The sequence below is a fragment of the Nocardia carnea genome (assembly GCF_029868325.1).
Classification (GTDB): domain Bacteria; phylum Actinomycetota; class Actinomycetes; order Mycobacteriales; family Mycobacteriaceae; genus Nocardia; species Nocardia carnea_C.
In genome coordinates this window covers 1-11,467 of sequence record NZ_JARWNW010000224.1, presented here as the reverse complement: position 1 = coordinate 11,467, position 11,467 = coordinate 1, and the positions used below count along the sequence as shown (strand labels likewise).

Genomic DNA, 11,467 nt, shown 5'->3' with positions numbered 1-11,467 from the left:
CCGAACTCATCGAGGACAAGCGCAGCGACAACAGCGTCGACCTGGTCCTGGGCGCGGTGTTCGGCGGTGGACGGGTTACCGGGCCGCGCGGAGTCGGACGGCGCGGAGCCGTTTCTCCACTAACCCCTTCACACCCCCGGGGGCGGGGTAGGCGCGCCGCCGTAAACAACCCCCGCGACTCGGACGCGGGGGTGCCGAGACCGGATCAGACCTGTCCGGAGGTTCCCGGAGCAACCGCGCGTGCAGCGCCAGATACAGCAGCGCCGCGTCGGCGGGCGAGGTGAAGGCTTTCCCGGTGAGTCGTTCTATTCGCCCGAGACGGTGCCGGACTGTGTTGCGGTGCAGATGCAGCTGCTTTCCCACCGCGGTGGTGGAGCCGCCGAGTGCGTACCAGGCCAGGGCGGTGTCGACGAGCAGCCCGCAGTCTGCGGGATCGAGCCGGTCGAAGGCGGCGAGCAGGTCGGCGAGAACATCCACCGCCAGCTCCGGGTTAGCGGCGATCAGGGCACGTTCCGGCGCGGAGCCGTAGCTGTGGACCCCGGTCTCGGCGGGGCCCGAGCACCGGAGCGCGAAACGTGCCTGGTCGAGCGCGGTGGGCGCGGCGGCGAGATCGGTGAAGGGCCGGCTGGCCCCTGCTCGTGCCCGCACTGTCCGAAGCGCTCGCTCGAGTGCGGCCGGTGCGCCGGCGGCGACCAGGGTGATCAGTTCGTCGCCGAGGACGGTCGACGCGGTGACGACTCCGGTCGCGTCGAGGTGGACATCGCCGACCAGGACGACCGAAACGGCTCGGGGGGAAAGACCCATGCGGCGGCCGAGTTCGGCGCGCTGTCCGGGCGGTAGGCCAGGGTCGAGTAGCGCGCGCAGCATGCCCTGGCCGGGTTGTGTGGTGCCGCCCGCGACCACGCGCCGGTAGGCGTCGGCGGCCGCGACCGAATAGGCGTCGACGGTGGCCCACACCAGCGTGGACAGCCGGGGGAGCGCGGCACGATCATCGTCCTCGGCGGATTCGACGATGATCTCCCAGAACACCAGCCCCGCGACGCGGAAAGCGTGCAGCAGGCTTTCCAGCGGAATACCGCGCTCGGCCTTGAGCCGCCCGGCTCGGCGAGCAGGTTCGAGGGAATACGGGACCTCGGCGAGCGCGTCCAGCCATGCCGCGCAACAGTCGGCGACCAGCGCGATCAGTTCGCCGTGGCCGAGTGCGGCGGTGCCGTAGTCGATATCGTCGTGCTCGATCCGGGCGGTCACCAGCTCGGTGATCGCCGTCGAATCGGCGTGGAGATCACGCAGCAGGCGCGACTTCTCGAAGTGTGTGTCCTGGCTCACTAACGCTCAAGGTAGCGCCGGCAGTGCGTGTGCACAACGGAGCCGGTCGAAGTGGGGGCTCGCGCCCATCGCCGCGCCGGCCGGCCGCCGCCGATACTGGGCATTCACTGCCGCCGCCACCGCGGCCGTCGATCGATCGGAGTTATCGCCGTGACCACAGCAATCCGTGAACTGTTCGAGCGTTACCACGCCTGCTGGGCCGACCGCGACCCGGACCGGATCGTCGCACTCCACACCGCCGACTCGGTATTCCATCTGCATTCGGGCCAGGAACCCGCCCGGGGCCGGGCCGCCATCCGCGAGGCCGCGGCGGGGACCTTCGCCCTGGTCCCGGACCTGACCTTCCGTGAACTCTCGCTCCGCGTCGGCGCGGATTTCTGGGTGGTGCGGTGGCAGTTGACCGGCACCTCGGCAACGGGCCGGGACGTATGCGTCGATCTCGCGGATTTCGTGCTGGTCGAGGACGGTGCGGTCAAGGAGAAGCATTCCTACGTCGACGGTGTCGCCATGCAGGCAGCTCTGGGGTGACGTAGCCGGCGCCCGGGTCAGCGTCGGAGAGACCACTGGTATCGGCTGGTGGGTACCAGATCCAAATCTTTATCCGCACCGAAGCGTGCGACGCTGGCCATGAGTTCGGTGATCCGGCGCTGGAGTTCGGCGTTGTCACCGCGGCTGCCGTAGAACGTATGCGGGTCGGTCATCGCGCCCATGGGGAAATGTTCCTCGACGATGGCCGCGACATCCGGAGCCGAGGGCGTGAGTTTCTCCTCGACGGTGTTCTGGATGTAGGCGACGGTGTTCTGGGTGCGGATGGCGATCGGGGTGTGCCGCACCTGCCAGTACTGCAGGTACTCCGCTCGCGGCATCGCTTCGGGCCTGCGCAGCAGGGCGATATTCGCCAGGGCGTCGCAGCGGGTGCCATCCGGGACCGGTAGCGGGTCGAGGCGGATATGTTCGTGCACGCGGTAGGCGTGGGGCGTCGGATCGCCTGCCGCATCGGCCACCGTGGAGACGATCGTGGCCGGGTCGCCGTCGGTCCATACCGAGACGAGCGCGGTGATCGGTTCACCGGGGCCGAGCCGCATCGACGCGGGCGCGACCTCGGCATCGTCGAGATTCACCTGCACCGCGTGCGCACCGGCGGCGGTCAGCGCGTCCCGGAATTCCGGTGTGTGGAACCGGTCGCCGATATCTGTGCCGTGCAGGGCGATGATCAGTTTCGCCATGGCGAAAAAGTAGCACGTGTTCTAATTTTGCCGAGACGAAACGGCCACCCGACGCCGAGCGCAGAAAGGCCGACCCCATGCGGTTCACCTACGCCGAGACCATGACCGACCCCACCTACTATGTGCCGCTGGCACAGGCCGCCGAGGCCGCCGGATACACCTCGATGGTCCTCGCCGACAGCATCGCCTACCCCCGTGACTCCGATTCCACCTACCCGTACACCCCGGACGGCAGCCGGGAGTTCCTGGAGGACAAACCGTTCGTCGAAACCTTCGTCCTCGCCGCCGCGCTGGCCGCGGCGACCACCACCCTGCGGTTCACCCCCTTCGTGCTGAAACTGCCGATCCGGCCGCCGGTACTGGTCGCCAAACAGGCGGCGTCGGTGGCGGCGCTCAGCGGTAACCGTCTCGGCCTGGGCGTCGGGATCAGCCCGTGGCCCGACGATTTCGAGATCTTCGATGTGCCGTTCGAGAAGCGCGGTAAGCGGATGGACGAATGCCTCGATATCGTCCGCGGTCTCACCGCCGGTGGCTATTTCGAATTCCACGGCGAGTTCTACGATCTGCCGCCGATCAAGATCTCACCCGTGCCCACCGAACCGATCCCGCTGCTCATCGGCGGGCACAGCCGCCCGGCCCTGCGCCGCGCCGCCCAGCGCGGTGACGGCTGGATGCATGCCGGTGGCGATCCGGCCGAACTCGACCGCCTGCTCGCCGAACTCACCACCCTGCGCGCCGAATACGGCACCCGCGACGATTTCGAGATCCATGTCATCTCGGTGGACGGTTTCACCGTCGACGGCGTGAAACGTCTCGAGGACAAGGGCGTCACCGATGTGATCGTCGGCTTCCGCGACCCCTACGGCCGCGAACAGGACACCGAGAGCCTGGATACCAAGATCGCGAATCTGTCCCGTTTCGCCGACGATGTCATCGCCCGCACCCAGTGAGCGCCGAAAAACGAGCCGAGGAAGTCGAAATGAGTAGTTTGTCGGGGAAAGTGGCGCTGGTGACCGGTGCCTCGTCCGGGCTCGGGGCGGCGGTCGCGCGACTGTTCGCCGGTCGAGGGGCCCAGGTCTTCGGTGTGGCGCGCGACGAAACCCGGCTGGCGGAAGTGTTCGCGGAGGTGCCCGGCGGCCGGTTCACCACCGCTGATATCGCCACCCCGCAGGCGTGCCGGTCGGTGGTCGAGGACTGCGCCGGCGCGTTCGGTCGCCTGGACATCCTGGTCAATGTCGCGGGCACGCACCGCATGCGCCACACCGGCGACGTCACCGACGAGGACTGGGAGCACGATCTCGCGGTGAACCTCAACGGCCCGTTCTACCTGTGCCGCGCCGCGCTTGGGCACCTACTGGAGACCGGCGGCAATATCGTCAACGTCGCCTCCATCGCCGGAGTCGAAGGCCAGGCGTACTCGGCAGGCTACTGCGCCGCCAAACACGGTCTGGTCGGCCTGACCCGGGCCCTCGCGGTCGAGTTCACCGCGGACCGCCTCCGCGTGAACGCGGTCTGCCCCGGCGGCATGCTGACCCCACAGGTCACCGGGTTTACCCTGCCCGACGGTGCCGACCCGAACCTGGTCATGCGGGTCGCGTCTCCGCGGGGGATGAACCAGCCGGAGGAGGTCGCCTCGGTGATCGCGTTCCTGGCCAGTGCCGACGCCTCCGCCGTCCACGGTGCCGTATACCTCGCGGACAACGGTAAAACCGCGGGATAGCCGTACCGTCGCCACCGGCCACGGCGGAAAGGCGTGGTTCGCTGAGCGGGCAGCCCGGTGGATGTCCGGCGCCGTCGCTTCGAGAATGGCGGGATGATCGCTGAACTCCCCACCGCAGCCGATATCGCCGCGCTGTCCGAATCGGTGACCGGCACCGTGACCGGCGAAATACTGGACGGCAACGACCATATGGATATCGTGCAGTATCTGACCTGGGGTTCGGCGGGAGCAGACGCGCTGGTCCGGGCGGTCGGTATCGACGATACCTACCGCAGCCAACGAAAAATGGGCGTGTTCACGGCGCAGCATCACCTGGCCTACTACCGGGAACTCCGCGCCGGCGACCGATTCGCCGTCGCAGGCCGGATCCTGGACCGGAGCGCGAAAGCGGTCCATATGATGACCTTCCTCGTCGACACCGGGCGCGGCCGGAACGCCAACACCCTCGAAATCCTGCTGATCCACGTGGACCTGCAGAATCGTCGTTCGGTCGAACTACCGCCCGATATCGCCGAAGCCCTGGACGAGTACATCGCCCGCTCCCGAGCGCTGCCGTGGCCCGCGCCGGTATGCGGTGCCATCGGGATCCGGCGATGAACGGTCACACTCGGCGCGCACTTTCCGCTCACCGGGAACGGTACGCCTGACGGCCCGGTCAATGGGAAGACCGAGCTCGCCGGGAAACCCGCGGACCTAGCGTCGCCGGTATGAGTGCTGAATTCACCGGAGGTGCCCGATGACGCGCCTACCGGAACGAGTGGCGGTGGTGACGGGTGCGGCCGGCGGGATGGGTCGCGCCCACTGCCGCCGGCTGGCCGAAGAGGGGGCCGATATCATCGCCCTCGATCTCGCCGGGAACGCGGACGGTCTGGCCGCCACGGCCGCGGAGGTCGAGCGCACCGGCCGCCGGTGTATCACCGGATTCGCCGACGTACGCGACGCACCGGCCGTAGCGGAAGCAGTGAACACGGGCGTGGCGCAGCTCGGCCGCCTCGATGTGGTCGTCGCCAATGCCGGTGTCTACGCGGACCACGCCCCGGCCTGGGAGGTGACCGACGAATCGTGGCAGCGGGCGCTGGATGTCAACCTGACCGGTGCCTGGCATACGGTCCGCGCCGCCGGTGGGCATCTCGGTGCGGGCGCGTCGGTCGTGATCGTCGGTTCCACGAACGGTGTGAAAGGTGGTGCGCGGGCCGCGCACTACGCGGCGAGCAAACATGCGGTGGTCGGGCTGGCCCGCACCCTCGCCAACGAGCTGGGTCCGCGGGGTATCCGGGTCAATACGGTGCACCCGGGATCGGTGGCCACACCGATGATCCTCAACGATCGCGTATACGCGAAATTATGCCCGGAGCTGCCGAACCCGACGCGGGAAGACGCGGCCAGGGTGCTCGCCCAGCGCACGATTCTCCCGGTGCCGTGGGTGGATCCGGTCGATATCAGCAATGCCGTGTTGTTCCTCGCGTCCGACGAGTCCCGGTACATCACCGGGATCGAGCTCGTCGTGGACGCCGGACTTACTCAGAAGGTGTGAGATGGGACGGGTTTCGGGCAAGGTAGCGCTGGTCACCGGCGCGGCACGAGGAATCGGGCGGGCACAGGCGATCCGGTTGGCGGAGGAAGGCGCCGATATCGTCGCACTCGATATCTGCGGGCCGGTGGATACGGTGATCATTCCACCGGCGACCCCGGCGGACCTCGAGGACACTGTGCGTGCGGTGGAAGCGACCGGGGCGCGCATCGTGTCCGCGGTGGTCGACGTCCGCGACGGCGCGGCACTGCGCGCGGCCACCGACGCCGCGGTGAACGAGCTCGGCGGTATCGATATCGTCTGCGCTACCGCGGGGATCACCTCCAGCGCCCCCGGACTGGAACTGTCCGAACAGCAATGGCAGACCATGCTGGACGTCAATCTGACCGGTGTATGGCAGACCTGCAAGGCAGCGGCCCCGCATCTCATCGCCCGCGGTAGCGGTTCGATGATCCTGACCAGTTCGATCGCCGGCCTGCGCGGGCTGGTGGGCGTGGCCCACTACACGGCGGCCAAACACGGTGTGGTCGGGTTGATGCGGTCGCTGGCGCAGGAACTCGCGCCGCACGGGATCAGGGTGAATTCGGTGCATCCGACCAATGTCGACACGCCGATGATCCAGAACGATATGGTCCGCGGATCCTTCCGGCCGGATCTCGAGCATCCCACCCGCGAAGAGTTCGCCGAGGCGGCAAGGACCATGAATATGCTGGCGATTCCGTGGGTGGAACCGGTCGATATCGCCAATGCCGCACTGTTTCTGGCCTCCGAGGAGGCCCGCTACATCACCGCGGTGACGCTACCGGTGGACGCCGGCAGTACCCAGCGCTAGGAAAACGGTGCGGGGAAGCCGCTGCGCTTCCCCGCACCGTGGTGAGCAGCTCGCAGCTACCCCGCGCTGCGCGAGTTCGGCGGTGGATACCACGGCATGGAATCGCTGCCCGAACGTCTCCATCGCCTGCGCCGGTATTCGTACCGGCGTTCGTCGGGGTCGAGCCGACGGGGCTGCCCAGGCCCGCGCCCCCACTCGTTGCCGGGATGGCCACGGTGAGGGCGAGCGGCACCTGCGACATCAGCGGGCCGGCGGCGTACAGGACCGATCAGCCGAGTCGCCCCGGGACGGGTTCGGTCCGGTACTCGTCGGTGCGCAGTTCACCCTCGGCAACGGCCCGTTCGATCGAATCACGCAGTGCCGGACAGGTCGGGATCCAGTTACTGGGCTCGCCGAGGGCCGCCCGCCGGGCGAACTCGGGGCAGGCGGATTCGGCATCGTCGAGCCATTGCACGCTGGTGTGACTGGGACTGTACTTCTCCACCAGAACGCGGTTTCCGCAGTTGGCGCACTGAATATTTCGCACGGTCACTCCTTTGTCCGCCGGGCGCGCACCGCGCGCCGATATAGCCGTTCACCCTGGCATGGCCGAGGTGTCCGATCCAGGGCTCAGCCGAAATCGACGTCTTCGGCCGACCAGAACGCGCGCATACCGGTGATCCGCGCATCCTCGTCGAAGGTCATGACATCGATCGGCTCGACCGTGATCGTTTTTCCACCGGTTTCGGTGACCACCCGGAAGGAGAACGCGGCGTTGTCGCCGCTCACGCGCACGCTCAGCAGTTCTGTCTGCCGGCGCGCCGATTCGAGGGGGCTGTAGAATTTCTCGATGGCCGCGCGGCCGGTATGCGCCGGCGAGCCGACGGGGTCCTCCAGTGTGGCGTCCGGGTGGTAGAGCGCGGCGATCTCGGCCGCGGTCCCGGTGGCGACGGTATCGAGGTAGCGGCGCACGGCCGCACGGATCCGGTCCGGTTCCGGCATGATGTACTTCCTGTTCTGGTCGGGCGGGTCAGCGGCTGAGCATGTCGCGGACGGCGAGGTGGCTGAACAGCATCGAGGCGCCGATCGGATTACCGCCGCCGGGGTAGACGGTCCCGCTGACGGCGGCCATGGTGTTACCCGCGGCGTAGAGCCCCGGAATCGCGGTGCCGTCGCCGTCGAGGACCCGGGCGCCGGTATCGGTGCGCAGACCGCCCTTCGTGCCCAGATCGGACAGGCCGAACGCCGCCGCGTGGAAGGGGGGCCGATCGATCGGCACCAGGGGCGATTCGCCCTGGGAGAACGCGCGATCGTAGGCCTCGTCGCCGCGGCCGAAATCGGTATCGGCGCCGGCCGCGGCCATCGCGTTGAAACGTTCGACGGTCGCCACCAGGTTGGCGGCGGGCACACCGATCACCTCGGCCAGCTCCTCGAGGGTGTCGGCGGTCCGCCACAGTCCGGCTGCCACGTACTTCTCGGTCGCGTCGAACGACACATTGGGGGCCTGCACCGGAGGTGTCACACCGTCCCGGTCGTCGTAGATCATCCAGTAGGGGAGGGTGAGCTCACCTGCGCGCATCCGGTCGATGGCGGCGCGCCCGAGCCGGTCGTACGGTGCGGATTCGTTCACGAAGCGCCGCCCGTCCTGGTCGACGAAAATACCCCCGGTGAACCACAGCGCGAACGCCGATCGGCCGTCCGGGTGCGTGAGCCCCGGCGACCACCAGGCCTGATCCATCAGATCGGTATCGGCGCCGGCCGCGATCCCGGCCTCGTGCGCCCGGCCCTGGTTTCCGGGCGGTCCCATGGTGTCGCGAGCACTGCCGGGCACACCGTAGCGCCGGCGCAGTTCGTCGTTGCCCTCGAATCCGCCGGCGGCCAGGATCACGCCGCGCCGGGCCCGGATCGCCATGGTGCCGCCGGGTCGTTCGATCAGTGCGCCGACGACCGCTCCGTCCTCGACGACGAGTTCGGTCAGGGCGGCGTTGCGGTGCAGACGGACCTCCGGATACGCGGACAACGCCCGCAGGAAACGGCCGATCAGGGCCTGGCCGCCGATCAGCACATCCGGCAGTGGCGCGCCGAGCCGGTCGGTGTCCAGCGGCCCGCGCAGATGCTCGCGCAGTTCCCCGAGTTCGGCGGCCGGCAGCGGGACCGGCATGATGTGGCGCTGCCCGTCCAGACGGGCTTTCGGCGCCGCACCGAAGTAGTCGGGCCAGGGCAGCATCTGGAACGCGAAACGATCGTCTGCCTCCAGGTACTCGATGAGATCGCGGCCGCGGCGTACATAGGTTTCCTGTAGTTCGCGCGGGGTCCGGTCACCGACGACCGCCCGGTAATAGGTCAGTGCGTCGTCGAGGGTGTCGTCGGTACCGGCCCGCTCGAGCACCGGATTGCACGGGAACCAGACGCCGCCACCACCGGAATACGCGGTGGTGCCGCCGAACTTGTCGGTCGCCTCCACCACCGCGACCGACAGCCCCTCCCGGGCCGCGGTATAGGCACCGGCGAGACCTCCGCCGGAACCCGCCACCAGCACATCGACTTCGTCGTCGAAGTTCACCACTGCTCTACCGCCTTTTCACGTTCCCGGATTGTGCCGACGCCGACGCTAGATCGGCCGCCGCGCGGCGCGGGGCCACCCTCCCGGTGACCGGGACACCCGGTTCGGCATCCGCCTCATCGCGTAATGGGTGTTACGGACCGGTATACCGGCGTTGATAGCATTCGGCGGTGACTACGAGCGAACCCGATCCGGCGCAGGTCAACCTGCCGCCGACCAGCTGGGCGGTGCTCGCCATGCTCTCCTACGAGGAGGAGATCTCCGGGTACGACCTGAAGAAATGGGCCGACTGGAGTGTCCGGTACATCTACTGGAGCCCGTCCTACAGTCAGATCTACTCCGAGCTGAAGAAGCTCGAACGGCACGGGTTCGCGCAGTCCCGGGTGGACAGCGACAATGCCATGCGCGGTCGCCGGCTCTACCGCATCACCCGGGCCGGGCGGGCCGCTGTCACCGCGTGGAGCAACAGTGCGCCCGTCGACCCGCCGATGCTGAAACACCATGTGATGCTGCGGGTCATGTTCGGGCACCTCAGTTCCCCGGACCGGCTCAAAGAAATCCTGCGCGACCATATCGCCGACGCCGAACGCCTGGAACACAGCGCCGCCGTCGATTCCGAAGCCGCGAAATCCGAACCGGGATGGGCATATTCGCAGATCGTGCTGCAATGGGCGCAGCGCTATTACGCGAGCGAACGCGACCTTGCCCGGCAGCTGATCGACGATATCGATGCGGCCGAATCGGCGCTGGGGACAGCCGAACACGATGAGCAATCCGACTATCCGCATCCGCTTCCGGGGCGTTGGCGTGAGGTCGAGCAGAGGGTCCGGCAGGAGGATCCCGAACGGCGCTGACGGCGTCCGGGTAGCGATACGAGCGCTCCGGCCGAGGTGGCCGGAGCGGGCTACGGCGGTCCGGATCGGCCCGGGCCGGTCGGCTCCGCACGGACCGGCAGGCGACGGACCGCCCGGTTCCGGTGGTGGTCCGGTCAGGTGAGTGCCGGCTCGGCGTGGACGCCCGGCCGGAGTTTCGGCGCCGGTCCCAGGGGGCGGGGCTGCTGCAACGTGGGATGCACCCGTACCTCGCCGTCCTCGACATTGCGCCATATCCCGAGGGCGGTCATCCGTACCGGTGCCGCCAGCCGGTGGTCGAGGGTCATCCGCTGGATCGGCCCGCAGATCGATACTGCCGCCACCGCCCGGCCGATCTCGCCGATCGGTGCCGCCACGCAGCCGAAGCCTGGCACCGACTCTTCCCGTTCGAAGGCGACGCCGTGTGCCCGGACCTTGGCCAGCTCGGCCCGCAACTGCGCCGCGGTGGTGATGGAATAGCGCGTTTTCGTCCGGGCGGTGCCGGCGTCGAAGAAATCGGCGGCCTCGGTATCGGCCAGTATCGCCTTGCCGACGGCCGTGCAGTGGGCCGGCTGGCGGCCCCCGACCCGGGTGGGGACCGCGTTACCCAGCCGGTCGCCGACCTTGTCCAGGTAGACCACGTCCGCCCCGTCGAGTACGGCCAGGTGGACGACGTATCCGGTACTGCGGTGCAGTTCGTGCAGGAAGGGTACGGCGGCGCGGTGCAACCGGTCCTGGTGTATCGCGAGCGAGCCGAGTTCCATCAGTCGCAAACCGAGTTCGTAGTTGCGTCCGTTGCGGCGTAGCCAGCGCAGGCGTACCAGTTGCTCGAGGATGCGGTGTACCGAGGACCGGGGCAGTCCGGTCCGCCGGGCGACCTGCGCATGCGTCAGGCGTCCGTGGCCCTCGAACGCGTCGAGGACCAGGGATATGCGGTCGATCACGGCGCTCGGGATCGCGGTGTCGGCGGGGATGGTCATGGAGCCCTCCATCGGGGTCTGCGAGCTGATGCCCAACGGAATATGCCGATTAGGCATATACCTATTTGTAACACCATGTTGTGCCCGCTGTCACACGAATCCCGGAAGATGGCCGAAAATGACGAACGGCCCCGCCGGGGGGGGGGGAAATTGAGGGCCCCCCGGGGGCCGCACGGGGGGGGGGGGGGGGGGGGGGGCGGGGGGGGGCCGGGGGTCCCGCGCCCCCCACCGCCGTGCGCGGGGTCGCGCTGATCGTCGCGTACTGCGCCGGGCTCGGGTTGCCGTTCGTGGTGCTGGCGTTCGGGTCGGCGAGTGCGCTGCGCGGTGTGGGCTGGCTGCGGCGCCGGTCATGACGATCGCGATCGCGCGGGCCGAATTACCGAGCAGACCGACCGCGGGCGCGGCGACCGCTGCGGCACCGAACTGGGCGAAACCGACCACCGCGGCGGCAGACCCGGC

Annotated in this window: 13 protein-coding genes and 1 pseudogene; 8 read left to right on the top strand and 6 right to left on the bottom strand. The window is 68.6% G+C overall.

Features of this window, described 5'->3' with window-relative positions:
• Positions 1–75 precede the first annotated feature (75 nt).
• Positions 76–1,326: a PucR family transcriptional regulator gene (locus QH196_RS18650; RefSeq protein ID WP_280417077.1), complete on the bottom strand. Its 1,251-nt coding sequence runs from the start codon at positions 1,324–1,326 to the stop codon at positions 76–78.
• A gap of 150 nt (positions 1,327–1,476) precedes the next feature.
• On the opposite strand from QH196_RS18650, the gene QH196_RS18645 reads away from it, so the two are divergent.
• Positions 1,477–1,854: a nuclear transport factor 2 family protein gene (locus QH196_RS18645; protein WP_280417076.1), complete on the top strand. Its 378-nt coding sequence runs from the start codon at positions 1,477–1,479 to the stop codon at positions 1,852–1,854.
• A gap of 17 nt (positions 1,855–1,871) precedes the next feature.
• Here the strand turns inward: QH196_RS18645 and QH196_RS18640 are convergent, their stop codons facing one another.
• On the bottom strand, positions 1,872–2,552 hold the full coding sequence (locus QH196_RS18640) for an EthD domain-containing protein (RefSeq protein ID WP_280417075.1): 681 nt from the start codon (positions 2,550–2,552) through the stop codon (positions 1,872–1,874).
• Positions 2,553–2,629: 77 nt separating this feature from the next.
• Between QH196_RS18640 and QH196_RS18635 the strand changes: the two genes are divergently transcribed.
• From QH196_RS18635 to QH196_RS18615, 5 genes are all read left to right on the top strand, one after another.
• Positions 2,630–3,502, top strand: coding sequence for a TIGR03619 family F420-dependent LLM class oxidoreductase (locus QH196_RS18635; RefSeq protein WP_280417074.1), 873 nt, complete (start codon positions 2,630–2,632; stop codon positions 3,500–3,502).
• A gap of 29 nt (positions 3,503–3,531) precedes the next feature.
• The gene (locus QH196_RS18630; RefSeq protein WP_280417073.1) at positions 3,532–4,272 is read left to right on the top strand and encodes an SDR family NAD(P)-dependent oxidoreductase; all 741 of its coding nucleotides are present in this window, start codon (positions 3,532–3,534) and stop codon (positions 4,270–4,272) included.
• Between the two features lie 93 nt (positions 4,273–4,365).
• Positions 4,366–4,869, top strand: coding sequence for a thioesterase family protein (locus tag QH196_RS18625; RefSeq protein ID WP_280417072.1), 504 nt, complete (start codon positions 4,366–4,368; stop codon positions 4,867–4,869).
• Between the two features lie 139 nt (positions 4,870–5,008).
• Positions 5,009–5,806 carry a mycofactocin-coupled SDR family oxidoreductase gene (locus tag QH196_RS18620; protein ID WP_280417071.1) on the top strand — a complete coding sequence of 266 codons (798 nt, stop codon included), beginning with the start codon at positions 5,009–5,011 and terminating at the stop codon, positions 5,804–5,806.
• Position 5,807: 1 nt separating this feature from the next.
• The gene (locus tag QH196_RS18615; RefSeq protein WP_280417070.1) at positions 5,808–6,635 is read left to right on the top strand and encodes a mycofactocin-coupled SDR family oxidoreductase; all 828 of its coding nucleotides are present in this window, start codon (positions 5,808–5,810) and stop codon (positions 6,633–6,635) included.
• A gap of 268 nt (positions 6,636–6,903) precedes the next feature.
• On the opposite strand, the gene QH196_RS18610 is transcribed toward QH196_RS18615, so the two are convergent.
• The 3 genes from QH196_RS18610 to QH196_RS18600 form a co-directional block, all read right to left on the bottom strand.
• Entirely contained in the window at positions 6,904–7,161 is a 258-nt protein-coding gene (locus QH196_RS18610) for a hypothetical protein (RefSeq protein ID WP_062970388.1), read from the bottom strand.
• A gap of 83 nt (positions 7,162–7,244) precedes the next feature.
• Positions 7,245–7,616: a nuclear transport factor 2 family protein gene (locus QH196_RS18605; RefSeq protein WP_280417069.1), complete on the bottom strand. Its 372-nt coding sequence runs from the start codon at positions 7,614–7,616 to the stop codon at positions 7,245–7,247.
• 28 nt (positions 7,617–7,644) lie between these two features.
• A complete protein-coding gene (locus QH196_RS18600) occupies positions 7,645–9,180 on the bottom strand; it encodes an FAD-binding protein (RefSeq protein ID WP_280417068.1) in 1,536 nt (511 codons plus the stop codon).
• A gap of 233 nt (positions 9,181–9,413) precedes the next feature.
• Between QH196_RS18600 and QH196_RS18595 the strand changes: the two genes are divergently transcribed.
• Positions 9,414–10,031 (top strand): PadR family transcriptional regulator, encoded by a 618-nt coding sequence (locus tag QH196_RS18595; RefSeq protein ID WP_280417079.1) that lies wholly within the window; start codon positions 9,414–9,416, stop codon positions 10,029–10,031.
• Between the two features lie 134 nt (positions 10,032–10,165).
• Here the strand turns inward: QH196_RS18595 and QH196_RS18590 are convergent, their stop codons facing one another.
• Complete coding sequence (locus QH196_RS18590) at positions 10,166–11,002, bottom strand: IclR family transcriptional regulator (RefSeq protein WP_432279511.1); 837 nt, start codon at positions 11,000–11,002, stop codon at positions 10,166–10,168.
• A gap of 233 nt (positions 11,003–11,235) precedes the next feature.
• On the opposite strand from QH196_RS18590, the pseudogene QH196_RS18585 reads away from it, so the two are divergent.
• Positions 11,236–11,358: pseudogene (locus QH196_RS18585) on the top strand (cytochrome c biogenesis protein CcdA); the annotation flags it as partial.
• Positions 11,359–11,467: the final 109 nt, after the last annotated feature.

Coding starts and splice junctions, on each gene's coding strand:
- QH196_RS18640 (WP_280417075.1), bottom strand. CDS start 2,552: ATGGCGAAACTGATCATCGCCCTGCACGGCACAGATATCGGCGACCGG.
- QH196_RS18635 (WP_280417074.1), top strand. CDS start 2,630: ATGCGGTTCACCTACGCCGAGACCATGACCGACCCCACCTACTATGTG.
- QH196_RS18630 (WP_280417073.1), top strand. CDS start 3,532: ATGAGTAGTTTGTCGGGGAAAGTGGCGCTGGTGACCGGTGCCTCGTCC.
- QH196_RS18625 (WP_280417072.1), top strand. CDS start 4,366: ATGATCGCTGAACTCCCCACCGCAGCCGATATCGCCGCGCTGTCCGAA.
- QH196_RS18620 (WP_280417071.1), top strand. CDS start 5,009: ATGACGCGCCTACCGGAACGAGTGGCGGTGGTGACGGGTGCGGCCGGC.
- QH196_RS18615 (WP_280417070.1), top strand. CDS start 5,808: ATGGGACGGGTTTCGGGCAAGGTAGCGCTGGTCACCGGCGCGGCACGA.
- QH196_RS18605 (WP_280417069.1), bottom strand. CDS start 7,616: ATGCCGGAACCGGACCGGATCCGTGCGGCCGTGCGCCGCTACCTCGAT.
- QH196_RS18595 (WP_280417079.1), top strand. CDS start 9,414: ATGCTCTCCTACGAGGAGGAGATCTCCGGGTACGACCTGAAGAAATGG.